General features: G+C 72.2%; 22 protein-coding genes. 12 read left to right on the forward strand and 10 right to left on the reverse strand.

Annotation, left to right across the window (positions count from 1 at the left end; genetic code table 11):
* Window positions 1-18 precede the first annotated feature (18 nt).
* Entirely contained in the window at window positions 19-1,161 is a 1,143-nt protein-coding gene (locus tag AC07AZ_RS31975) for an acyl-CoA dehydrogenase family protein (protein WP_478853954.1), read from the reverse strand.
* A 142-nt stretch (window positions 1,162-1,303) separates the two neighbouring features.
* Between AC07AZ_RS31975 and AC07AZ_RS31980 the strand changes: the two genes are divergently transcribed.
* Genes AC07AZ_RS31980 through AC07AZ_RS32005 form a run of 6 tightly spaced genes read left to right on the forward strand, consistent with a single transcriptional unit; the run spans window position 1,304 to window position 6,735 of the window.
* On the forward strand, window positions 1,304-2,059 hold the full coding sequence (locus tag AC07AZ_RS31980) for an SDR family NAD(P)-dependent oxidoreductase (RefSeq protein ID WP_478853956.1): 756 nt from the start codon (window positions 1,304-1,306) through the stop codon (window positions 2,057-2,059).
* A 10-nt stretch (window positions 2,060-2,069) separates the two neighbouring features.
* Complete coding sequence (locus tag AC07AZ_RS31985) at window positions 2,070-2,849, forward strand: enoyl-CoA hydratase/isomerase family protein (protein WP_478853958.1); 780 nt, start codon at window positions 2,070-2,072, stop codon at window positions 2,847-2,849.
* Window positions 2,850-2,908: 59 nt separating this feature from the next.
* On the forward strand, window positions 2,909-4,063 hold the full coding sequence (locus AC07AZ_RS31990; protein WP_478853960.1) for a CaiB/BaiF CoA transferase family protein: 1,155 nt from the start codon (window positions 2,909-2,911) through the stop codon (window positions 4,061-4,063).
* Window positions 4,064-4,091: 28 nt separating this feature from the next.
* A complete protein-coding gene (locus AC07AZ_RS31995) occupies window positions 4,092-5,003 on the forward strand; it encodes an SDR family NAD(P)-dependent oxidoreductase (protein ID WP_478853962.1) in 912 nt (303 codons plus the stop codon).
* Complete coding sequence (locus AC07AZ_RS32000) at window positions 5,000-5,542, forward strand: DoxX family protein (RefSeq protein ID WP_478853964.1); 543 nt, start codon at window positions 5,000-5,002, stop codon at window positions 5,540-5,542. The genes AC07AZ_RS31995 and AC07AZ_RS32000 overlap by 4 nt, the downstream gene beginning before the upstream one ends.
* Window positions 5,543-5,571: 29 nt before the next feature.
* On the forward strand, window positions 5,572-6,735 hold the full coding sequence (locus tag AC07AZ_RS32005) for an acyl-CoA dehydrogenase family protein (protein WP_478853966.1): 1,164 nt from the start codon (window positions 5,572-5,574) through the stop codon (window positions 6,733-6,735).
* Between the two features lie 150 nt (window positions 6,736-6,885).
* Here the strand turns inward: AC07AZ_RS32005 and AC07AZ_RS32010 are convergent, their stop codons facing one another.
* Together AC07AZ_RS32010 and AC07AZ_RS32015 are read right to left on the reverse strand one after the other, a co-directional pair.
* Window positions 6,886-7,530 (reverse strand): GAP family protein, encoded by a 645-nt coding sequence (locus AC07AZ_RS32010; RefSeq protein ID WP_478853968.1) that lies wholly within the window; start codon window positions 7,528-7,530, stop codon window positions 6,886-6,888.
* Between the two features lie 289 nt (window positions 7,531-7,819).
* Window positions 7,820-8,458 (reverse strand): TetR/AcrR family transcriptional regulator, encoded by a 639-nt coding sequence (locus tag AC07AZ_RS32015; RefSeq protein ID WP_478853970.1) that lies wholly within the window; start codon window positions 8,456-8,458, stop codon window positions 7,820-7,822.
* 267 nt (window positions 8,459-8,725) lie between these two features.
* On the opposite strand from AC07AZ_RS32015, the gene AC07AZ_RS32020 reads away from it, so the two are divergent.
* The 3 genes from AC07AZ_RS32020 (at window position 8,726) to AC07AZ_RS32030 (ending at window position 11,989) form a co-directional block, all read left to right on the forward strand.
* On the forward strand, window positions 8,726-10,138 hold the full coding sequence (locus AC07AZ_RS32020; RefSeq protein WP_478853972.1) for a lipase family protein: 1,413 nt from the start codon (window positions 8,726-8,728) through the stop codon (window positions 10,136-10,138).
* 469 nt (window positions 10,139-10,607) lie between these two features.
* A complete protein-coding gene (locus AC07AZ_RS32025; protein WP_478853974.1) occupies window positions 10,608-11,204 on the forward strand; it encodes a TetR/AcrR family transcriptional regulator in 597 nt (198 codons plus the stop codon).
* A 95-nt stretch (window positions 11,205-11,299) separates the two neighbouring features.
* Window positions 11,300-11,989, forward strand: a complete 690-nt coding sequence (locus AC07AZ_RS32030; protein WP_478853976.1) for a type 1 glutamine amidotransferase domain-containing protein — start codon at window positions 11,300-11,302, stop codon at window positions 11,987-11,989.
* A 369-nt stretch (window positions 11,990-12,358) separates the two neighbouring features.
* Here AC07AZ_RS32030 and AC07AZ_RS32035 read toward each other — a convergent pair whose 3' ends face one another.
* From AC07AZ_RS32035 to AC07AZ_RS32065, 7 genes are read right to left on the reverse strand one after another with little or no spacing between them, the layout of a single operon-like run.
* On the reverse strand, window positions 12,359-13,474 hold the full coding sequence (locus tag AC07AZ_RS32035) for an acyl-CoA dehydrogenase family protein (protein WP_478853978.1): 1,116 nt from the start codon (window positions 13,472-13,474) through the stop codon (window positions 12,359-12,361).
* Window positions 13,471-14,715 (reverse strand): acyl-CoA dehydrogenase family protein, encoded by a 1,245-nt coding sequence (locus AC07AZ_RS32040; protein ID WP_478853980.1) that lies wholly within the window; start codon window positions 14,713-14,715, stop codon window positions 13,471-13,473. Before AC07AZ_RS32040 ends, AC07AZ_RS32035 begins: the two co-directional genes overlap by 4 nt.
* A gap of 21 nt (window positions 14,716-14,736) precedes the next feature.
* Window positions 14,737-15,885, reverse strand: a complete 1,149-nt coding sequence (locus AC07AZ_RS32045) for a thiolase family protein (protein ID WP_478853982.1) — start codon at window positions 15,883-15,885, stop codon at window positions 14,737-14,739.
* Window positions 15,882-16,325 carry a Zn-ribbon domain-containing OB-fold protein gene (locus tag AC07AZ_RS32050; protein WP_478853984.1) on the reverse strand — a complete coding sequence of 148 codons (444 nt, stop codon included), beginning with the start codon at window positions 16,323-16,325 and terminating at the stop codon, window positions 15,882-15,884. The genes AC07AZ_RS32045 and AC07AZ_RS32050 overlap by 4 nt, the downstream gene beginning before the upstream one ends.
* 1 nt (window position 16,326) lies before the next feature.
* Window positions 16,327-17,238, reverse strand: a complete 912-nt coding sequence (locus tag AC07AZ_RS32055) for an SDR family oxidoreductase (RefSeq protein ID WP_478853986.1) — start codon at window positions 17,236-17,238, stop codon at window positions 16,327-16,329.
* 14 nt (window positions 17,239-17,252) lie between these two features.
* Complete coding sequence (locus AC07AZ_RS32060) at window positions 17,253-17,972, reverse strand: hypothetical protein (protein ID WP_478853988.1); 720 nt, start codon at window positions 17,970-17,972, stop codon at window positions 17,253-17,255.
* Window positions 17,972-19,294, reverse strand: coding sequence for a phenylacetate--CoA ligase family protein (locus AC07AZ_RS32065; protein WP_478853990.1), 1,323 nt, complete (start codon window positions 19,292-19,294; stop codon window positions 17,972-17,974). Before AC07AZ_RS32065 ends, AC07AZ_RS32060 begins: the two co-directional genes overlap by 1 nt.
* 163 nt (window positions 19,295-19,457) lie before the next feature.
* On the opposite strand from AC07AZ_RS32065, the gene AC07AZ_RS32070 reads away from it, so the two are divergent.
* The 3 genes from AC07AZ_RS32070 to AC07AZ_RS32080 all read left to right on the forward strand — a co-directional run bounded on the left by AC07AZ_RS32070 (window position 19,458) and on the right by AC07AZ_RS32080 (window position 22,489).
* Window positions 19,458-20,219 carry an electron transfer flavoprotein subunit beta/FixA family protein gene (locus AC07AZ_RS32070; RefSeq protein WP_478853992.1) on the forward strand — a complete coding sequence of 254 codons (762 nt, stop codon included), beginning with the start codon at window positions 19,458-19,460 and terminating at the stop codon, window positions 20,217-20,219.
* A gap of 143 nt (window positions 20,220-20,362) precedes the next feature.
* Window positions 20,363-21,325 (forward strand): electron transfer flavoprotein subunit alpha/FixB family protein, encoded by a 963-nt coding sequence (locus AC07AZ_RS32075; protein ID WP_478853994.1) that lies wholly within the window; start codon window positions 20,363-20,365, stop codon window positions 21,323-21,325.
* Window positions 21,326-21,409: 84 nt separating this feature from the next.
* Complete coding sequence (locus AC07AZ_RS32080) at window positions 21,410-22,489, forward strand: amidohydrolase family protein (protein WP_478853996.1); 1,080 nt, start codon at window positions 21,410-21,412, stop codon at window positions 22,487-22,489.
* Window positions 22,490-22,515: the final 26 nt, after the last annotated feature.

Here is a 22,515-nt window from a genome sequence, read left to right on the forward strand (position 1 = left end):
AGCCGCCGGGGCCCCTCCTCACAGCCCCAGCGAGCGCCCGACGATCTCCTGCATGATCTCCGAGGTGCCGCCGAAGACCCGCTGCACCCGGCTGTCGCGCCAGATGCGGGCTATCTCGTACTCGTTGACGTAGCCGTAGCCGCCGAAGAGCTGCATGCAGCGGTCGATGACCTCCCAACCGGTCTCCGAGGTCCAGTACTTCGCGGCGGCGGCCTCCTCGGCGGTCAACTCCCCCTCGCACAGCGCCAGGATGCAGCCGTCGACATAGACCCGGGCGGCGTTCAGCTTGGCCCTGGCGTCGGCGAGCGCGAACCGGTTGGCCTGGAACTCGCCGATCGGCCGGCCGAAGGCGGTGCGGGACTTCGCGTAGTCCAGCGCGAGACGGAAGGCGCGCTCGGCGGAGGCGAGCGAGGCGACGGCGATGGCGAGCCGCTCGGTCGGCAGGTTGCCCATCATGTGGTAGAAACCGCGCCCCTCCTGCCCGATGAGGTTCTCGGCCGGGACCCGGACCTCGTGGAAGAAGAGTTCGGCGGTGTCCTGGGCCTTCATCCCGACCTTGTCGAGCTTGCGCCCCCGCTCGAAGCCCTCGGTGCCGCGCTCGACGACGATCAGGCTGATGCCCTTGTGCCCGGCCTCGGGGTCGGTCTTGCAGGCGACGATGACGAGGTCGGCCAGGATGCCGTTGGTGATGAAGGTCTTGGAGCCGTCGACGACCCACTCGTCGCCGTCCCGGCGGGCGGTGGTGCGGATGCCCTTGAGGTCGGACCCGGCGGAGGGCTCCGACAGCGCGAGGGCGCAGATCGTCTCACCGCTGACCACCCCGGGCAGCCAGCGGGTCTTCTGCTCGGGGGTGGTCAGGTTCATGAGGTAGGGCGGGATGACGTCGTTCTGCAACCCGAGCCCGATGCCGACCGTGCCGGTGGCGTGCATCTCCTCCGCCATGATGGCGTTGTAGCGGAAGTCCCGGACGCCCTGGCCGCCGTACTCCTCGGGGAACTGCCAGCCGATGAGTCCGGCCTTGCCGGCGGCCTCCCACGCGGCCCGGCTCACCTGGCCGTCGCGCTCCCACTGCTCGGTGTGCGGGGCGCATTCGCGCAGGTAGTAGGTGCGGGCGGTGTCCCGGAACAGCTCGTGCTCCTCGGTGAAGATCGTACGGCGCATGCTCGTCCCCAGTCCCTCGGCGACCCCCGGCCGGCGTTCGCCGGCCGACGTTCAGCGATCTCGATTATTTAGCTGAAGTAGTTATATGATAGAGCTGAAACGTCGGATGGTCGACGGTCCGGTCACGAGAGCGGGAGGGCGCGTGAGCGTAACGGAGAAGGTGGCACTCGTCACCGGCGCGGGCCGGGGCATCGGTGAGGCGATCGCCGGCGCACTGGCCGCCGGCGGGTCCTCGGTCGCCGTCTGCGACCTGGACGCGGAGGCCGCCGGGAAGGTCGCGGCCCGCCTGACGGAACGCCACGGCGTGCGCGCCGTGGGAGTCGGCGCGGACATCTCCGACGGCGCGGCCGTACGCGCCGCGGTGGCGCGGGTGGAGGCCGAACTCGGGCCGGTGGACATCCTGGTCAACAACGCGGCCGTGGACGTCATCGGCCGCTTCGTGGACAGCGACGAGCAGACCTGGGACCGGATCATCGCGGTCAACCTGCGCGGCACCATCACCGTGACCCGGGCCGTCCTCGACTCGATGATCGAGCGCGGCGGCGGCCGTGTCATCCACATCGCCTCGGACGCCGGCCGCGTCGGCTCGTCCGGCGAGGTGGTGTACTCCGCGACGAAGGGCGGCGTCATCGCCTTCGGCAAGGCGCTGGCCCGCGAGGTCGCCCGGCACCACATCACCGTCAACACCGTCTGCCCCGGTCCCACCGACACCGCGCTGCTCGGCCAGGTCGCCGAGTACAGCCAGAAGATGTACGACGCCACCGTGCGGGCCATCCCGCTGCGCCGGGTCGCCCGGCCCACCGAGATCGCCGACGTGGTCGCCTTCCTCGCCTCCGACAACGCCGCGTACGTGACCGGGCAGACACTGTCGGTCAGCGGCGGCCTCACGATGGTCTGAGGTGAGCCGGATGAGCAGTGTGCTGCGGGTGGAACTCCGCGAGCGTGTCGCCGTGTTGACCCTCGACCGGCCCGAGCGGCTGAACGCCGTCGGGACCGACACGGTCGAGCAGCTGACGCGCGTCCTGGAGGACACGCGGTACGACGACCGTGTCCGGGCCCTCGTGCTGACCGGGGCGGGCCGCGCCTTCTCCGCCGGCGCCGACCTCGGCGAGATCGAGTCGTTCACCTCCCCCGGACAGTTCCGGGCGTTCGTGGGCGGGCTGACCAAGGCGTTCGCGCTCCTGGAGGACTTTCCCAAGCCCTCGGTCGCCGCCGTCCACGGCTTCGCCCTCGGCGGCGGCCTGGAACTCGCGCTCGCCTGCGACCTGCGGGTGGCGGAACGCGGCGCCCGGCTGGGCGTGCCCGAGATGAAGCTCGGGGTGCTGCCCGGCGCGGGCGGCACCCAGCGGCTGGCGCGGCTGCTGCCGCCCGCGATCGCCAAGCAGATGATCCTCACCGGCGAGCCCCTGGACGCGGAGCGCGCCTGGCAGCTGGGCCTGGTCAACGAGGTGGCCGAGCCCGGCGGCGGGCTCGCCGCCGCCGAGGCGCTCGCCGGACGGCTCGCGGCCGGCGCCCCGCTGGCGCTCGCGGCCGGCAAGCGGCTGGTCGACCACGGACTCGGCATGGACCTCGACGCGGCCATCGCCTACGAGCGCGAGACCGTCTCGGTGCTGTTCTCCACCGAGGACCGGGCCGAGGGCCTCAAAGCCTTCCGGGAGCGGCGGCCCGGAGAGTTCCGCGGCGTGTAGCGGGCCCCGGTCCGGCGGACACGACAGATCCGAACCCCAACCAGGCGTGGAGGTGGGCCGTGCGGCCACTGGAGGGCATTACCGTCGTCGAGCTGGGCATGTGGGTCGCGGCCCCGGCCGCGGCCACCATGCTGGCCGACTGGGGCGCGGACGTGGTCAAGGTGGAGGCGCCCACCGGCGACCCCAACCGCTACACGCTGCGCCACGTCGGCCAGGACATCGACAGCGCGCCCCCGTTCGAGACCGACAACCGCGGCAAGCGCGGCATCGTCCTCGACCTGCGTTCGCAGGACGGCAAGGACGTGCTGGAACAACTCCTGGCGCGCGCCGACGTGTTCGTCACCAATCTGCGCCCCGGCGCCCTGGAGCGGCTCGGCCTCGGCCCGGACGCGCTGCGCGAACGCCATCCGCGGCTGGTCGTCGGCACGCTCACCGGCTACGGCTGGAGCGGCGCCGAGCGTGACCGGGCGGGCTACGACGTGTCCGCCTTCTGGGCCCGGCCCGGCATCGCCGCCATGCTCAACCCGGCCGGGGACCCCCCGCCCGGCATCCGGCCCGGCCTCGGCGACCGTACGGCCGCGGCCAACCTGGTGGCGGGTGTGCTGGCCGCGCTGCTGCGCCGGGCCCGCACCGGCGAGGGCGGGGTGGTCGACGTGTCCCTGCTGCGCTCGGGGACCTACGCCAACGGCAACGACCTCGCGCTGCAGAACTTCTTCGGCAGGCGCGGCCGTACCCGCCCGCGCACCGAGCACGAGTCCCCGCTGTACAACTCCTACCGGGCCGCCGACGACCGCTGGTTCTGGCTGGTGGGCCTGGAGGGCAACCGGCACTGGCCCGGCGTCGTCAAGGCGCTCGGCCGTGAGGACCTCGGCGTGGACGAACGCTTCGCCACCGGCAAGGCCCGCCGCGGTCACGTGCGCGAACTCATCGCCGCCTTCGACGAGGAGTTCGCGCGGCGGCCGCTGTCCGAGTGGGCCGAGCGCTTCGACGCCGAGGGCGTGTGGTGGGCGCCCGTGCAGACCCTCGCCGAGGTGGCGGCCGACCCCCAGGCCGAAGCGGTCGGGGCGTTCGTCGAACAGCCCGGCATGGGCGACGCGCCGCCCCTGCGGACGGTGGCCACCCCGGTCAGCTTCTGGGGTGTGGACGACAAGCCGCGCGCCGGGGCACCGACGCTCGGCGAGCACACCGACGCCGTACTGCGCGAACTCAACTGACCCCGTACATCAGCTCAGGAGGTAGGTCGTGGGCATCCTCGACGACAAGGTCGCCATCGTGACCGGCGGTGGCAGGGGGCTGGGCCGGGCGCACTGTCTGGCGCTCGCCGAGGCCGGCGCGACCGTGGTGGTGAACGATCTCGGCTCGGGCGTGCACGGCGAGCGGACGGGGGACTCCCCCGCCGACGACGTCGTCGCCGAGATCACCAAGCTCGGCGGCCGGGCGACGGCCAACCACGCCTCGGTCACCGACTGGGCCGCGACCGAGGCGATGGTGGCGGACACGGTCGCGGAGTTCGGCCGGCTCGACGTCATCGTGAACAACGCCGGCATCGTGCGCGACCGCATGCTGTTCTCGATGACCGAGGCGGAGTTCGACGCCGTCATCGCGGTGCACCTCAAGGGCACCTTCGCCCTCACCCGGCACGCCTGCGCCTACTGGCGGGCGGCCGCCAAGCGGGGCGAGCGGGTCACCGGCCGCGTCATCAACACGACGTCGGGGACCGGGCTGTTCGGCAACCAGGGTCAGTCCAACTACGGCGCCGCCAAGGCGGGGATAGCCGGGCTGACCGTCATCACCGCGCTGGAGATGCGCAGGTACGGCGTCACCGCGAACGCCATCTCGCCGATCGCGACGACCCGGATGACGGCCGACCTCGCGGTGGGGCAACCGGCCCCGAGCGGGGGAGGCTTCGACCCGGGCGACCCCGCGAACGCCTCCGGTGTCGTCGTCTACCTGGCCTCCGACGAAGCCGCCTGGCTCACCGGCCAGATCCTGCGCATCGAGGGCCACAAGCTGAACCGGCTGCGCGGCTGGACGGTCGCCGGCGTGCACCCCAGCCGGTCGGGCGGCGCCCTGACGACCGAGGAACTCATCGACGCCGTACCGCAGTTGTACGGCGCTCTGCCCGCCGGCCGGGCCACCGGGGCCGGCCAGTGACCGCGCGGGGCCACGACGCGGCAGCGCTCGTGCTGCGTGCCACGCTCGGCCCGATGCTGGTCGCGCACGGCTGGAACAAGGTCGCCGGGCCGGGCGGACTGGCCGGCACCACCGGCTGGTTCGAGGCGCTCGGGCTGCGGCCGGCCCGGGTGCACGCCCGGCTGGCCGCCGCGACGGAGATCGCGGCGGGCGTGGGCATCGCGGTGGGCGCCGCGGGTCCGCTGCCCGCGGCGGCGGCCGTCGGCCTGATGACCGTGGCGGCCCGTACCGACCACCGCGGCAAGGGCTTCTTCGTCTTCAAGGGCGGCTGGGAGTACACCGGCGTGGTGGGCGGCGCGGCCGTGGCGCTGGCCGCCCTGGGCCACGGCGGGTACTCGCTCGACGCCCTGCTGCGGCGACGCCGGCATGCGGGCCCCGGCCCCGCGCTGCTGGCCGCGGCCCTCGGCACGGCCGGCGCCGCCGCCCTGCTGGCCGCCTGCTACCGGCCGCACCCGGCCGGGGCCGCGGAGACGGCCGAGCCGGACACGACGGATGACTGACATCGGACATGGGCAACAAGGGAGTCGACATGGACGCGGATGACTTCAGCGCGGTGCTGTCGGAGGTCCGGCGTTTCGTGCGGGAGCGCGTCGTGCCGGTCGAGGCGGAGATCGACGAGAAGGACGAGATGCCCGCGGACATCCGCGAGGCGGCAAGGAAGATGGGCCTGTTCGGCTTCGCGCTGCCCGAGGAGTACGGCGGACTGGGGCTGTCGATGTACGAGGAGGCCCGGCTGATGTTCGAACTGGGCTACACCACCCCGTCGTTGCGCTCGATGTTCGGCACGAACAACGGCATCGCGGGCCATGTGCTGATGGTCGGCGGAACCGAGGAGCAGAAGGAGCGGTGGCTGCCGCGGATCGCCTCGGGCGACGTACTGGCGTCGTTCGCGCTCACCGAGCCCGAGGCCGGCTCCGACCCGTCGACGCTGACGACACGCGCGCACCGCGACGGCGGGGGAGGCTGGGTGATCAACGGTGCCAAGCGGTACATCACCAACGCCCCGCTCGCCGACGTCTTCATGGTCTTCGCGCGAACCGACCCCGACGCCCCGCCCACCCGGGGCATCTCCACCTTCCTGGTCCCGGCCGGCACCCCCGGTCTCACGGTGGCGCCCCGGGACCACAAGATGGGCCAGTTCGGCGCCTGGACGGCGGACGTGTTCTTCGACGACGTGCGCGTGCCGGCCGACGCCCTGATCGGCGGCGAGGAGAACGGGCTGAACCGGGGCTTCGGCACCGCGATGGGCTGTATCGCGCACGGGCGGGTGCACATCTCCGCCCTGATGGTCGGCATGGCCGAGCGACTGGTCGACGAGTCGGTGGCGTACGCGAGCACCCGCAGGCAGTCCGGGAGGCTCATCGGATCCTTCCAGCTCGTCCAGGGCCTGATCGCCGACTCGCAGACCGACTACTACGCCGGCCGTGCCACCGTCCTGGAGGCCGCCCGGCGCTTCGACTCCGGCGAGGACACGAAGCTCGGGCCGTCCTGCACGAAGTACTTCGCGAGCGAGATGGTGTGGCGGGTCGCGGACCGCGCGGTGCAGGTCCACGGCGGCGCGGGCTACATGCGCGGCGTCCCCGTCGAACGCTTCTACCGCGACGCCCGCCTCTTCCGCATCTACGAGGGCACCAGCCAGGTCCAGCAGGTCATCATCGCCAAGGCCCTGCTGGGTGAGGCCGCCCGCGGCTGAACCGGCGCTCCGCGGGGGTGCGGCTGTCGGCACGCGAGCGCCCCAGCCCGTCCCGCCGCGCGGGAGCGACCCCCATGCGGGCCGGTCCGTACGTCACGGTGTCGGCGCACCCGGCGGGTCCGGCCGGTCGACCCACGGCCCCTCCGTGGGTCACGTCACCAGTTCGTAGATACTGCGTGCCGTCAGCCACAGGCCGAACAGCAGGGAGAGGGTGACGATCAGCTGTTCCTGGCGACGGTCCAGCCAGCTGCGCAGGGCGTGCAGGCGGGCGTTCGCGGCGCTCGGCGCCCAGACCGCGTACATCTCCATGACGATGAGGCTGAGGGTGGCCAGCAGGCAGTAGCAGGTCAGGACGAGCCAGTCGGCGGTGGTGGAGAGGTCCGCGTCGACGGCGGTGGCGGCGCCGGCGCCGACCAGTGCCCAGGGCTGCAGTACCCAGGCCAGACCGGCCGCCGTGGCCAGGGATGCGTCGTCGATACGGGCGGTCCAGCGCGGCGGCCCGTGCGGGGGCGGGGGCCGACGGTGCCGGTGGGTGCCGTAGACGACGAGCAGCAGGCCGATGGCGAGTTTCGCGGCGACCGCGGCGGTCGAGGGCGCGCTGTGATGGTCCACGGGTTGACCGCCGGTCAGCAGCAGCACACAGGCGATGACCACGGTCAGGTTGGCCAGCCAGGACAGCAGGAACGCCAGCCCCTGGCGAACGCCGCGCCGCGAGGAGAGCAGCAGGATGAAGGCGCTGTTGTGCAGAGGCCCCAGGGTGATGGCTGTACCGATCACGAGCAGGTCCAGGACCATCGGATCAGTCGCTCCCGGTTGTCGGGCCGCCTGGGTCCGTGACGGGCAGGCCGGTCGGCAGGATTCGGGCGGCGCTCAGGCGGTGCCGCATGCCGACTCTGAACGCGGTGACACGGCAGGTCAAGCACGCCGTGTCCGTGTCCTGGTACACGTCTGACGTGTTCGATTTCGCTGGGGGCGACCGTGCTCACCAGCGGCGCAGGAGCGCGCGAAGTCAGCGCGGATACGGCGCGTGGAACGCGGCCCCGATGGCCCTGTCCTGGTCGCTCGGTCCCCTGGAGGCGGAGCTTCAGTACGGCAGGCCCTCCGCGGCCGCGCGCACGGCGGCGAGGAGGCAGGCGGTGATGTCGTCCGAGGCCTCGCGGGCTGCCGAGGACCGGCGGGCGAAGTCCTCCGCCGCCGCGCGCAGCGCGCCGTTGAGAGCCGCCGCGTGCACTTTCACTCGCAGGTCGTCGGCGCTGGCGCCGGAGCGCTGGGCGAGGAGCTTGCCGAGAACCGGGAGAGCGTCGTTGTGGGCCTGGAGCCAGACGGCGCTCAGGGCCGGGTCGGTGGAGGTCATGCGGATCAGGTCGAGGATGACGGGCGTGGTGGGGGGCAGTTCGCCCGGGCTGCACATCTCGGTGAAGTACTCCAGCAGGCTCGTCTGTGCCGGCCAGCGGCGCAGTTGGTCCATGGCGAAGTCGAGCCCCGCGGTGAGCAGGGGCAGAACACAGCTTTCCTTGGTGGGAAAGTGGCGCCACAGCGTACGGGAGGAGATGCCCACCGCCCGGGCGATCTGCTCCCCCGTCGTCGCGGTGACGCCCTGCGAGGTGAACAGCCGGACCGCCTCGCCGGCGATCTCCAGGCGGAGAGCCGACTTGCGGCGCTGAGCGATCGAGGGCCGTACGTCGTCAGCGTGTTCCGGTACCGCGGCGAGTGCCTCGTGCACGCTCGCTCCACCACCCATCTGTCTTCGAGCGCGCAGCATAACGAAGCAGCCGGAAGTGGCACGCGCAGACGTCTTGTCACTGACTGCCATACGAACCTACGCTCCAGTAGGTGACCCGCGAGTAATGACGTTCCCCATTGGCATGCTCACGTCATAAACGTCGCGGGGTGACGCAACACGCCCCCGTGGTCGGCCCGTTGGCCGGGACTCCGACAGCCGCCCGCGACCTCGGCACCCCCAGCTGTTCGACAGACGAGGAGCTCCCCCATGAGCCGCAAGGGATCGCGTTCCCGCCCCACAACCGTCCACCGGCCCGTCGCGGATCCGTCCGCGGACGCGGCCCGTCGCGGCAGGCCGGCCGGCCTGCGGCTGCTGGCCGGCGTCCTCACCGTCGGCGTCGTCAGTGCCGGCCCGTCGGCAGTGGCCGCCGCCGCCTCGACCGATCCCGTCGTCTCCCGCGGGGTCACCATCCCCGCCTTCTACACCCCGCCGACCGAACTGCCCGCAGCGAACGGAGCGTTGGTACGAACCGAGGCCATGCCGCTCGGGCTGAGCATCCCCGGCCTGGACGGACGGCCGATGCCGGGCACCGCGACCCGTCTGATGTACAAGTCCACCGACTCCACCGGGCAGCCCGTCGCCGTCACCGGCGCCTACATCGAGCCGTCCGCCGCCTGGAAGGGCTCCGGCCCGCGCCCCCTGGTCGCGGTGGCCTCGGGCACCATGGGCCAGGGCGACCAGTGCGCTCCGTCCTTCGCCCTGCAGAACCCCCTCACCCTGACCGGCGACACCGTGTCCGTGGGCTACGAGGCCCTGGCGATCTACCGTCTCCTCGCCACCGGCGCGGCAGTCGTCGTCACCGACTACGTGGGCCTCGGCACCACCGACCGCCTGCACACCTACGTCAACCGTCTCGACGAGGCCCATGCCCTGCTCGACGCGGCCCGTGCCGCTCACGCCGTCCCCGGCGCATCGATCACCGCCGCCTCCCGCACCGGCCTGTACGGCTACAGCCAGGGCGGAGGCGCCAGCGCCGCGGCCGCCGAACTACAGCCCTCCTACGCCCCCGACGTCCCGCTCGCCGGAACCTACGCGGGCGCGCCCCCAGCAGATCTGACCTCGGTCATGAAGGGCATCGACGGCAGTGCGCTCGCCGGCGCGCTGGCCTGGTCGATCAACGGGTTCGTCCAGGCCGACCCCGACCTGCGCGCGGTCGTCGACGCGAACATCAACGCCACGGGGAAGGCCGCCCTCGCTGACGCGTCGACCATGTGCGTCGGCGACGCGCTCTTCGGCTACGGCTTCACCAAGAGCAGCAAGTGGACCACCAGCGGCAAAACCATGGGCGACATCATCGCCGCGGACCCCCGGGCGAAGGCGGCCCTGGACAAGCAGCGCATCGGCACCCTCAAGCCCTCCGGGCCCGTGCGTCTGGCCACCGGCGTCCAGGACGACATCGTTCCTCACTCCCAGGCCCGGCAACTCGCTCTCGACTGGTGCGAGAAGGGCGCCAACGTCACCTACGAGGCCGTCGTGCTGCCGAACCTCGGTGACAAGATCCTCACCAACCATCTCGTGCCGCTCATCACCGACCAGGGCGACGCCATCTCCTGGCTCACCGACCGCCTGGCCGGCAAGACAGCCACATCCAACTGCTGGACGATGCCCGCCCAGCCCTGACCCACCGCGTCACCGAGGGGCCGAGAGCCTCCGCGGCGGCGCCCCTCACGTCCCCACCGGTTCCACGCGTCACGGTCGGCCGACCCACCCCGGATCGGCCGACTTTCCGGATACGCGCCCACTTCCGCCGCATCGCCTACACCCGCTGATCGCCCCGGATGGACAGCACCTCGACTCGCAGCCGAGATCGCCACCCGAGGCGTTCACGCACAACGGCCGCCACACGCGGTTGGCTCGCGCGTTCGGCGGTGGTCGTTGAACACCGCCACCGGCGTCGTCCGCCCGGCGGCCTGGTGGAAGAGCAGCTCCCGTTCGGCGTCCACGACGAGCGCGGGGGCCGCCTGGGCTTCGCCGCCGCACCCCGGCCTCTTCGACGGCAGCGGTCACCCGCGTCCGCGTCCGAGCCGAGGCCCGGTCAACCGAAACCCGCTCTAGACGACTGGTCTATTCGTGGCGTACAGTTCCCACCATGCCAGCCACCACAGCACGCAGCGCCGACACCCGTCGGAACATCCTTGACGCTGCCCAGCGGATCATGGCCCACAAGGGCTACTCCGCGGTCGGCCTCAACGAAGTGCTTGCGGAGGCCGGCGTCCCTAAGGGGTCCTTCTATCACTACTTCGTCTCCAAGGACGCCTTCGGCGAGGCCCTGCTGAAGAGTTACTTCGACGAGTACCTCGCCGACATGGACCGCGTTCTCGCACAGCCCGGCCGGTCCGCCGGCGAGCGCCTGCTCGACTACTGGCAACTGTGGCGGGAGACGCAGAGCTTCGACGAGTGTCAGGGCAAGTGTCTCGCCGTGAAACTCGGAGCGGAGGTCTCGGACCTCTCCGAGCCGATGCGGCTGGCACTCAAGGAAGGAACAGGCGCGATCATCGACCGTCTCGAGCGGACCATCTCCAGTGGTCTCAGCGACGGATCGATCGCGACAGACGGCGCGCCGCTCGAAACGGCGCAGGTCCTCTACGACATGTGGCTCGGTGCCAGCGTCATGGCGAAGATCCATCGCAGCCTCGAACCTCTCGACGCCACCACGGCGATGACGCGCCGACTCCTCAACGCATAGGGGCAGTTCACGCCTCCCGGTCCGGGCGACCGAGACACGGGGCGCGCTTCTTCGCCCGTTCGAATACGACTGGTCTACTCAAACAGGAGAGCACCATGAAGGTCCTGATCGTCCTCACCTCGCACGACACGCTGGGCGACACCGGCCTCAAGACCGGGTTCTGGCTGGAGGAACTGGCGGCGCCCTACTACCACTTCAAGGAGGCCGGCTGGGAGATCACCCTCGCCTCCCCCAAGGGCGGCCGGCCTCCGCTGGACCCCAAGAGCAACGAGACCGCCTTCCAGACCGAGCAGACCCGCCGGTTCGAGGCCGACGCGGAGGCGACCTCCGCGCTCGCGAACACGGTGCGCCTGGACTCCGTCTCGGTGGAGGATTTCGACACCGTCTTCTACCCCGGCGGCCACGGCCCGCTGTGGGACCTGGCCGAGGACACCGACTCGGTGCGCCTGATCGAGACCACCCTGCGCTCGGGCAAGCCGCTCGCCCTGGTCTGCCACGCGCCCGGCGTCCTGCGCCACGCCGTCAACGAGGACGGCACCCCGCTGGTGCGGGGCCGGAAGGTCACCGGGTTCACCAACACCGAGGAGGAGGGCGTCGAACTCACCAAGATCGTCCCGTTCCTCGTCGAGGACGAACTCAAGGGTCTGGGCGGCGTCTACTCCAAGGTCGGCGACTGGCAGCCCCACGTCGTGCGGGACGGCCTGCTGATCACCGGCCAGAACCCGGCCTCCTCGGGCCCGGCAGCCGAAGCCCTCATCAAGCTGGCCGGCACGGTCGCCGAGTGAACAGGCTGCCCGCCCCGCGCCGGTAGGCCATGTGTCCGTTCGGGCTGGACGGCCTCCGTGCCGGCGCGGTGCGAACGGACACAGGTGACATCGACCGCCCGTCGCATGTCCTGCCGACAGCTCCGTCCCCGCGCGGAACACGGCACGCGAACACCGCGCACATCAGATGCGCGGTGGGGACCCGCGGCGTGCCTCTCGCCGGACGGTGCCGCACCGCGCCGGGTCGCCACGACGGTCGCGGCGTGCGCCCGAAAGATCGGTCTGGCGGTCCAGGCGGTGCGGTGCGGCGCGGTGCGGGCAGCGCCGACCAGGTGTGGACGTGGCGCCGGGACGCCGGGCGGCCGCCCGGTTCAGGGCCGGGCGGCCGGGTCAGATGCCGAGCCGGTCCAGCAGCCGCTCGTGGTAGACCGCCGGTCCGCCGAACAGCAGCTGCGAGGACTTGGCCCGCCGGAAGTACAGGTGGGCCGGGTGCTCCCAGGTGAAGCCGATGCCCCCGTGCACCTGGATGTTCTCCGCGGCCGCGAACACGTACGCGCGGGAGCAGCAGGCGTGCGCCACCGCCGCCGCGACCGGGAACCCGGGCGACTCCTCCGCGGCCAGCCGGGCCGCCTCGCGGGCGGACGCCTCGGCCAGTTCCACCTGGACCAGCATGTCGGCGCACTTGTGCTTGACCGCCTGGAACGAGCCGATCGGCCGGCCGAACTGGTACCGGGTGCGGGCGTACTCGGCGCTCGTCTCCAGGCACCGGCGGGCCCCGCCCGCCTGCTCTGCGGCCAGCCCGACCGAGGCGACGTCCAGGACCCGGGCCATGACCCGGCCGGCCGCCCCGTCCGCGCCGACGAGCACGGCGGGCACGGCGTCCAGGGTCAGCCGGGCCATGGCGCGGGTGGCGTCCAGGGTCTCCAGGGGCTCCGCGGCCAGTCCGGGCGCGCGCCGGTCCACGGCGAACAGGGAGGGGCCCGCGACGGTGCGGGCGACCACGAGGAGCAGATCGGCCGTCGTACCGTCGACGACGAAGCACTTGCCGCCGCTCAGCCGCCAGCCGCCCTTCCCGTCGGGGCGGGCCCGCGCGGAGATCAGGGCGGGGTCCCAGGAGCCGCTGTCCTCGGCGACGGCGAGGGTGGCCGTGGTCCGGCCGGCGGCGATGCCCGGCAGGTGGCGCGCGCAGGCCGCACGGTCGCCGGAGGCAAGCAGGGCCTGCGCCGCCAGGACGACGGTGGCGAAGAACGGCGCGCACAGCAGCGCACGGCCCATCTCCTCCAGTACGACGCCGAGTTCGACGAGTCCGAAGCCGTCACCCCCGTACTCCTCGGGGATCGCGAGGCCCGGCAGACGCAGCTGGTCGGCGGCCTGCGCCCACACCGCCTGATCGAAGCGCGGTTCGCTCTCCATCAGCTTGCGGACGGCTTCCTCCGGCGACTTGGCCTCCAGGAACTCCCTTACGGCGGACCGCAGTTCGCGCAGTTCGCTCTCTTCGGCGGTCACGGACGCACCTCCTTGGCAGCGGGGCTCACCGGTTCCCTGGGCAGGCCGAGGACGCGTTCCGCGAGGATGTTCTTCATGATCTCCTCGGTGCCTCCGAGGATGCGCAACGCCGGTGTGGCGAGCAGCAGTTCGGTCCAGGCGTAGGTGCCCCAGCGGCCGGTGTCGGCGATCAGCCGGGGGCCGAGGGTGTCGGACACGAAGTGCGCGGCGCGGGTCAGGTTCTGGGCGTACATCAGTTTGGAGACGGACCGCTCGGGGCCGGGTGCGACCCCGGCGCGCAGGGTGCGCCCGGCGCGCGCGTTGAGGTGGCCGGTGGCCATGGCGTCCACCAGGAGTTCCGCGAGGCGGGCGCGCAGGGCGCGGTCGTCCCAGGTCCAGGTGGCGCGCATGAGCGCCGAGAGCCGGTCCGGGGAGAGGGCGGCGGCCACCGGGCCCGCGCCCTCGCTGCCGACGGTGGCCCGTTCGTTCATCAGGGTGGTCAGGGCGACCGTCCAGCCGCCGTCGACCTCGCCGAGGCGGTGGTCGTCGGGGACGCGGACGCCGGTGAGGAAGACCTCGTTGAAGTCGGCGCCGCCGGTCATCTGGCGCAGCGGCCTGACCTCCACGCCGGGCGCGTCCATCGGGACCAGGAAGGCCGTGATGCCGCGGTGCTTGGGCGCGCCGGGGTTCGTGCGGGTCAGCGCGATGCCGATCTGGCTGTGGTGGGCGACCGACGTCCACACCTTCTGCCCGTCGAGGACCCAGTCGTCGCCCTCCCGGACGGCGCGGGTGCTCACGCTCGCCAGGTCCGAGCCCGCGCCGGGCTCACTGAACAGCTGGCAGGCGATGGCGTCCCCGCGGTACATCGCCGGCAGCCAGCGGTCCTTGAGGTGCTGCTGGGCGTGGGCGAGGATCGTCGGGCCGATCATGCCGAGGCCCACCACGGAGAGCACACCGGTGTCGGGGACGTCGTACTCGGACTCGACGGCGTCGTAGACCAGGTCGTGCACGGGGGTCAGGCCGCGGCCGCCGTACTCGGGCGGGCCGGTGATCCAGCCGAAGCCGTTCTCGTGGCGGATGCGCTGCCACTCCCGCGCCCGCTGCACGTGCTCGCGTTCCTCCTCGGGCGGCAGGCTGCTGAAGTAGGCCGTCGAGTCGTCGCCCTCGCCCCAGGTGAAGGCGGCGGGGTCGGGGGCCTTCGCCACGTGCGCGTCGAGGAAGCGGCGCGCCTCGGCGGCGAAGTCCCGGGTGTTGTCTGCCATCGCGTGTGCGCTCCGAACGAGTCAGGTCGAGAGGATCGTCACCGCCGACACGCCGGGCGCGCCGTACAGGTGGGTGTAGCCGACGCGGGGCGTGCCGGAGATCTGCCGGGGGCCGGCCGTGCCGCGCAGCTGGAGCACGATCTCGTGGATCTGGCGGAGCCCGGAGGCGCCGATCGGTTCGCCGTTGCCGAGCAGTCCGCCGTCGGTGTTGACCGGGAGCCGGCCGCCGATCTCGGTGGCGCCGGCCGCGACGAGGCGTTCCTGCTCGCCGTCCTTGCAGAGGCCGTTCTCGGCCATGTGGATGATCTCCGACCCGGCGTCGGTGTCCTGGAGCTGGGCGACGTCGACGTCCTCGGGGCCGATGCCCGCGAGCTCGTAGGCCGCCCGGGAGGCGTCCACCGTCGGGCTGTCGACCGGTTCCCCGACCGGGAAGGACGGGCTCTGCACCTCGAAGGCGCCGAGTCTGCGGCTGCGCAGGGCGGTGGCGCGGACCCGTACGGGGGTGGAGGTGTACCTGTGCGCCTGGTCGGCGCGGCAGAGCACCAGGGCGGCGGCGCCCTCGTTCGGGCCGCAGTACATGAACTGGCGCAGGGGGTGGTTGAGGACCGGCGAGGCGAGGACCTCCTCGGGGGTGAGGGGGGTGCGCCGCCAGGCCTTGTCGTTGCCGGCCGCGTTGCGGAAGTTCTTCGAGGCGACCCGGGCCAGCGTCTCGTGGGAGATGCCGTGGTCGTGCATGTAGCGGTTGATCTTCATGCCGAAGAAGTGGGTGGTCAGGAACATTCCGGTCTGCCCGTACCAGGCGGGGATGCCGGCCACCGACGGGTCGGCGGCGAACGCGCCGCGCGGGTGCTTGTCCAGGCCGATGGCGATGGTCAGGCCGTGCTCGCCGGTCTCGATGGCCTTCGCGGCCAGCGCCACCGCCGTACCGGCCGTGGCGCAGCCGTTGAACACCCCGCGCAGCGGCACCCCGGTCAGGCCGAGGCGGCCGACGATCGCGTCCGGGTTGGCGACCTCGTAGCTGCCGATGTAGCCGCCCTGGATCTGCGGCCAGGTCACGCCCGCGTCGGCGAGTGCGAGGCGGACCGCGTCGGCGCCCATGTCCAGCGCGGGCTTGCCGGGGAAGCGGCCGAACGGGTGGAGTCCCACCCCGATGATGACAGCCTCGGTCACGGTGTCTCCTCCTCGGCCGGGGCGAACGCGAACGTCATGACCTCGGTTCCGTCGTCCTGCACGGTGTAGGGCACGAGCGTCAGCCGCATGTCCTGTCCGATGCGGAGCCTGTCCGGGTCGGGTTCGGTGAGGCGGGCCTCGACCAGCAGCTCACCGGGCAGCTCGATGTATCCCACGGCGTACGGCTCGAAGGCGGCCGGTCCGTCGTACGGCGGGGACGGCGGACGGAAGTCCTGGGTGGTGTACGTCCACAGGGTGCCGCGGTCCGCCAGCAGCCGCTCCTTCGACTCCCCGCTCGCGCACCGGACGCAGTCCGTGGCGGCGGGAAAGCTCACCAGGCCGCAGTCCGCGCACTCGGAGGCGATCAGCCGGGGTGGCTCGGTCTCCGAGGCGGGCCAGGTGAACAGGCCCTCGGCGACCGGTCGTCGTGTCGTCGTCATCTCAGGCTCCGTTCCGGTTGCCGAGGGCGTCCGCGTTCGGGGCGGCCTTGGCCACCAGGTTGGGCACGACGGAGGTCAGCTCCTCCGGGGTCCACCGGGTGTCGGTGCTCGCGGCGGGGCCGTTGACCCAGCCCTCCAGGACGGTGATCCGGCTGCCGACGACGCCGAACACCCGGCCGGTGACCTCGCGGGAGGCGGCCGAGCCGAGCCACACCACCAGCGGTGAGATGGCCTCCGGGGTGAGGTCCTGCGCCTCGGCGGCCCGTCGCATCATCTCGATGTCCTCGGTGAGCCGGGTCAGCGCGGTGGGCGCGATGGCGTTCACCGTCACGCCGTAGCGGGCGAGTTCGGCGGCGGCGATGAGGGTGAGGCCGGCGATCCCGGCCTTGGCCGAGCCGTAGTTGGACTGGCCGGGGTTGCCGAAGATGCCGGACGGCGAGGTCGTGTTGATCACCCGGGCGTCGTTGCTCAGCCCGGACTTGGCGCGCTCGCGCCAGTAGGCGGCCGCGTGGTGCAGGGTGGCGAAGCTGCCCTTGAGGTGGACGGCGAGCACACTGTCGAAGTCCCGCTCGGTCATCGACACGATCATCCGGTCGCGCAGGATGCCCGCGTTGTTCACCAGCACGTCCAGGCCGCCGTAGGTGTCCACGGCCTGCCGGACCAGGTGGGCGGCGCCGTCCCAGGAGGAGATGTCGTCGGTGTTGGCCACCGCCTCGCCGCCGGCCGCGACGATCTCGTCCACCACGCTCTGCGCGGGTCCGGCCGAGGCGCCCGCCCCGTCCCGCCCGCCGCCCAGGTCGTTGACCACGACCTTCGCCCCCTGCGCGGCGAACGCCAGTGCGTGCGCCCGCCCGATGCCGTTGCCGGCGCCGGTGACGACCACCACACGGCCGTCGACCACTCGTTCAGACATCCTCAGCTCCTTGCTCACAGTGAGAGGCCGGCCTCGGCGAGCTGGACCCGTGGGTCCTCGCTGCCGCAGGCACAGCTGCCGGTGACGACACGGCCCGCGATGCCGAGCGGCGTCTCGGGCAGCGACGACGTGCGCTGCTCGCCCGCCGCCACGAACAGCTCCCCGTCCCGTTCGCCGATGCGCCACTCGGCGGCGTTGACGTGCCCGCCGTGCCGCTCGGGGCACTCCAGGACGAGGGCGGGTCCCACGGCCGCGATCAGGGCGGCGGGGATGCCGAGTCCGCGCAGCACGGGCACGGCGCCGGGGCGGGCCAGGACCACGGAGGTCGACCGGAACATCTCGGCGACGTCGGCGGCGCCGGCGAGCCCTTCCAGGGTGTCGGCGGACAGCCCGATCACCGCGTGCGGGTTCAGTTCGCGGTGGAAGACGGCGGTACGGCGGTGGTCCCAGCCCATCGCCTCGGCGATGCCGTACGTCACCTTCAGCTCGCTCAGGGCGCCGATCACCGCCCGCCCCCAGAACCCCTCGAAGCCGGAGGTGTTGAGCAGCGCCCGCTGCCCGGCGGCCAGGCCGTGCCCGCGCAGCGCCCCGGTCACCCAGGCGGTGTCCCGGGCGAGTTCCGCCCAGGTCAGCTCCATGTCGGTGATGCCGTCGGCGGCGCGGAAGCGGACGAGGTAGGCGAGTTCGGGCCGGTCGAGGTTCCTGGCCCGGGCGAGGGTGTCGGCGCGGGCCATCAGCTCTTCACCACCCGGGGGAACTTCGCGACGCTGGTCATGGTCTTCAACAGGTCCTCCTCGGTGCGCATGTCGAGGACGGGCTTGACCCCGGTGCGCTCGCGCACGGCCTCGCCAAGCCGGCCGGCCAGCGCGTCCACGTCGACGGTGAGATGGGGGTCGTAGCCGACGCGCAGCCGCAGTTCGTCGACCTCACGGCGGTCGCGGACGATCTGGAACACCCCGGCGACCGTCTCCGGCTGGTCCTCCACCGCCAGCCAGACGTCCCGCAGGACCACGGACCGGCCCCGGACCAGCGTCTCGTCACCGCGCCGCCCCGCCACCCACATGCGGGCGTGCGTGCGCCCGCATCCGCAGGTGTCCCGGGACAGCCGGACCAGGTCCTCGCTGCGGTAGCGGATCAGCGGGGCGGCGCGGTTGTCCAGGTCGGTGGCGACGAGTTCGCCGAGGTCGCCCTCGGCGGCGTCGCTCCAGCCGTTCGTGCCGACGTCCACGCACTCCGCGAAGACGGTGTCCTCCCAGAGGTGGAAGCCGTCGTGTTCGCGGCACTCCCAGGCGGTGCCGGTGTCGGCGGCGCTGGTGTACTCGTAGACGTCGATGCCCCAGTCGTCACGGATCCGCTCGCGCATCCTGCGGCTGAGGGGCTGCCCGGCGCAGGAGGCGCCCTTGAGGGAGGAGAACGCCTCCTTCAGGTCCACCTGCTCGGCAAGCCGCTCCAGCTCCACCATCTGCGGGTACATCATCTGGAGGTAGGCCGGCCGGTAGGTGCGCAGCGCCTCGACGACCTCGTGCATCCTGCCGAGCCAGGTGTCCACCTCGATCACCACCGCGCCGAGCGCCTGGTAGCCGGGGTCCATGAGGTTGCGGAAGGTGCCGGGCGGACTGAGCACCCGGTCGCCCGGGCGCAGGCCCAGCTCCCACAGGTCACGCACCTGCGCGGTCACCAGCGGCGGCGCGTCCTGCCAGATCTCGGCGAAGAACTCCGGGTCGCCGGTGGTGCCCGAGCTGGAGGAGACGGAGGTCAGCTCCTCGGTGGGGACGCACAGCAGCCCGCCGAAGGGGTCGCCGGTGCGGGCCCGGTAGGCGCGCACCATGTCCTTCGTGATGAACGGGATCCGGGCCCGGAAGTCCTCCAGGGTGCGGACGTCCCGCGGATGGGCCCCGTGCTCGTCCCACAGCTCGCGGTAGAAGGCGGAGTTGGCGTAGGCGTACTCGACGAGTTCGACCACCCGCTCCTCCTGCCGCGCGCGGAGTTCCTCGCGAGGCATGGTCTCCACCTGTGGCTCGAAGTACCGCTCACCGGTGTCCCTGTCGTCGACCATGTCGCCTCCTCGCGGCTCAGCTGACCAGATCTTCCAGCTATCAGCGCAATTAGTCAACCAATTCGACGGATTCGAAGCGGAGGCTCGCCTTCTGCCGATTTATATAGTTAGCTATTAGCACTCATTAGACCTCTTGGAGGGTGCTGTGAAGATCGTTGTCTGTGTGAAGCACGTGCCTGACGCGGGCGCCGACCGCACCTTCACCGAGGACGGCACCACCGACCGCGCGTCGGCGGACTCCCTGCTGTCCGAGCTGGACGAGTACGCCGTCGAGCAGGCCCTGCGGATCGCCGAGTCGGGCGTCGACGCCGAGATCAGCTACCTCACCGTCGGCCCCGAGGACGCGCGGGACGCGCTGCGCAAGGCGCTGGCCATGGGCGGCGACTCGGCGATCCACGTCAGCGACGAGGACATCGAGGGCAGCGACGCGTTCGGCACCTCGCTCGTGCTGTCCCGGGCCCTCGAACGGCACGGTTTCGACCTCGTGCTGTGCGGGATGGCCTCGACGGACGGCACGATGGGCGTCGTACCGGCGCTACTGGCCGAACGCCTGGGTGTCCCGGCCCTCACCTACGTCGAGGAGCTGACGGTCGGGGACGGCACGGTCGGGGGCCGCCGCGAGGGCGACAGCGCGACCGTGCGGATCGACGCGGCCCTGCCGGCCGTGGTGTCGGTGACCGACCGCTCCGGCGACGCCCGCTACCCCTCCTTCAAGGGGATCATGGCCGCCAAGAAGAAGCCGGTGCGGACCCTCGACCTCGCCGACCTAGGCATCGACCCCGCACAGGTGGGCCGCCGCGGGGCGCGCTCGGCGGTGGACACCGCCACCCGGCGCCCCGCGCGCACCCAGGGCGAGATAGTCGCCGACGACGGCACGGGCGGGGCCGCGCTCGCCGCGTTCCTCACCGCGAAGAAGTTCGTCTGACCGGTGCGGGCACCCCGGCCCCGCGCCCCGGCCACCCGCACCCCCGGCCTCTCATACCCGCCCCGCCCCTCCCTCCCCCTTCCCCGTTCCGATCTCCCCCTCCCCCGTTCCGACCCGTTCCCGGCAAAGAGGAGTGCATCACCGTGGCCGAGATCCTCGTCCTCGTCGACCACAGCGACGGCGCCGTACGCAAGACGACCCTCGAACTGCTCACCCTGGCGCGCCGGTTGGGCGAACCCTCGGCCGTCCTCCTCGGACCCGGCGCGGACACCGCGACCGAGGTCCTCGGCCGGTACGGCGCACGGAGGATCTACGTCGTGGACGCCCCGGAGGTCCAGGAATTCCTGGTCACCCCGGCCGTCGACGCCCTCACCCGGATCGCCGGCGGCGGCGCCCCCGCGGCGATCCTCCTGACGTCGAGCCCGGACGGCAAGGAGACCGCCGCCCGGCTCGCGCTCCGCCTTGAGTCGGGTCTGGTGACCGACGCGGTCGACGTGACGGCCGGTCCGGACGGCCCGGTCACCGAGCAGTCCGCGTTCGCGGCGACCTACCAGGTCACGGCGCACGTCACCCAGGGCGTGCCGGTCATCACGGTCAAGCCCAACGCGGTCGCCCCCGAACCGGCGCCGGTGACCCCCGTCGTGGAGAAGCCCGACGTCGCCTTCGGCCCGGCCTCCGCCGCGGTCCGGGTCCTGTCCCGCACCCCGCGCGAGCGCGGCGACCGGCCCGAGCTGACCGAGGCGGACATCGTGGTCTCCGGCGGCCGCGGGGTCAACGGCGCCGAGAACTTCGCCGTGATCGAGCGGGTCGCCGACGCCCTCGGCGCGGCTGTCGGGGCCTCCCGTGCGGCGGTGGACGCCGGCTGGTACCCGCACAGCCACCAGGTCGGCCAGACCGGCACGCAGGTCTCCCCGCAGCTCTACCTCGCCGCCGGCATCTCCGGGGCGATCCAGCACCGCGCGGGCATGCAGACGTCCAAGACCATCGTCGCCGTCAACAAGGACGCGGACGCGCCCCTCTTCGAGCTGGCCGACTACGGCGTGGTCGGTGACCTCTTCCAGGTCCTCCCGCAGCTGGTCGAGGAGATCGAGCGGCGCCGGAGCTGATCCGGACCCCTCCCGGACTTCCACCCGGCCTGCGAAACACCTAAACTGTTTAACTGATTGTATCCATTGACCCGAAGGAGTGCCATGACGAAGATCTGGGTCAACTCGGGGGACTCCCACGTGATGGAACCGGACGACCTGTGGACCGAGGCGCTCCCGCCCCGGCTGGCCGACCGGGCGCCGCGCAGCGAGCGCGGCGAGAAGTACGAGGTGCTCTACATCGACGGCGAGCGCATCGACCGCCAGCTCAACGACTTCATGGACGCCATGAGGCCGCCGGGCGCCCGCGACCTGGACGTCCGGCTCAAGGACCTGGACCAGGAGGGCGTCTGGGGCCAACTGGCCTTCCCCTCCATGGGGTTCTGGCTGGTGACGATCACCGAGCGGGAACTCGCCCGGGAGACCGTGAAGGCCTGGAACGACTGGGCGCACTCCGAGGTCCTCGGCAGGAACAAGCGCGTCATCACCCCCGCCTGCGTCTCGACGGCGAACGTCGAGGACGCCGTGGCGGAGGTCGAGCGGGTGGCCGGGATGGGCTTCCAGTCGGTCTTCCTGCCGTGCGGCACCCGACCCGGTGAGGAGTACGCCCTCGACCGCTGGGAGCCGCTGTGGACGGCGGCCGAGCGGACCGGCCTGGTGCTCGGCTTCCACATCGGCACCGGCGGCGAGAACGTCGTCTTCCGGGGCCCCGGCGGCGCCGTCGTCAACTACATGGAGACCACCTACCCGGGCATGCGCGTGGTGTCGCACATGGTCGCGGGCGGTGCGCTGGACCGGCACCCGGACCTGAAGATCCTGATCGCGGAGGGCGGCGCGGGCTGGGTACCGGCCATCGGCGACCGGATGGACGAGGCGTACCGCCAGCACGGCATGTTCGTCCGGCCGAAGCTGGACCGGCTGCCCAGCGAGATCATCCGGCAGCAGGTGTACGCCTCCTTCCAGCACGACAAGAGCTCGGTGGAGATCGTCGAGTCCACCGGCTACCGCAACGTGATGTGGGGCGACGACTACCCCCACCTCGAAGGCACCTACGGCCACACCCAGTCCACCCTGCACGAGCTGTTCGACGGCGTGCCCGACGACATCCGCGAGCGCGTCACCCGCGGCACCTTCAACGAGCTCTTCCACCTGCCGGCCCAGACCCCCCAGGAGGCGGCCGTCTGAGCGGCGCCGAGGGCACCGGCACCGGA

The organism is Streptomyces sp. NPDC043878, from assembly GCF_056435735.1.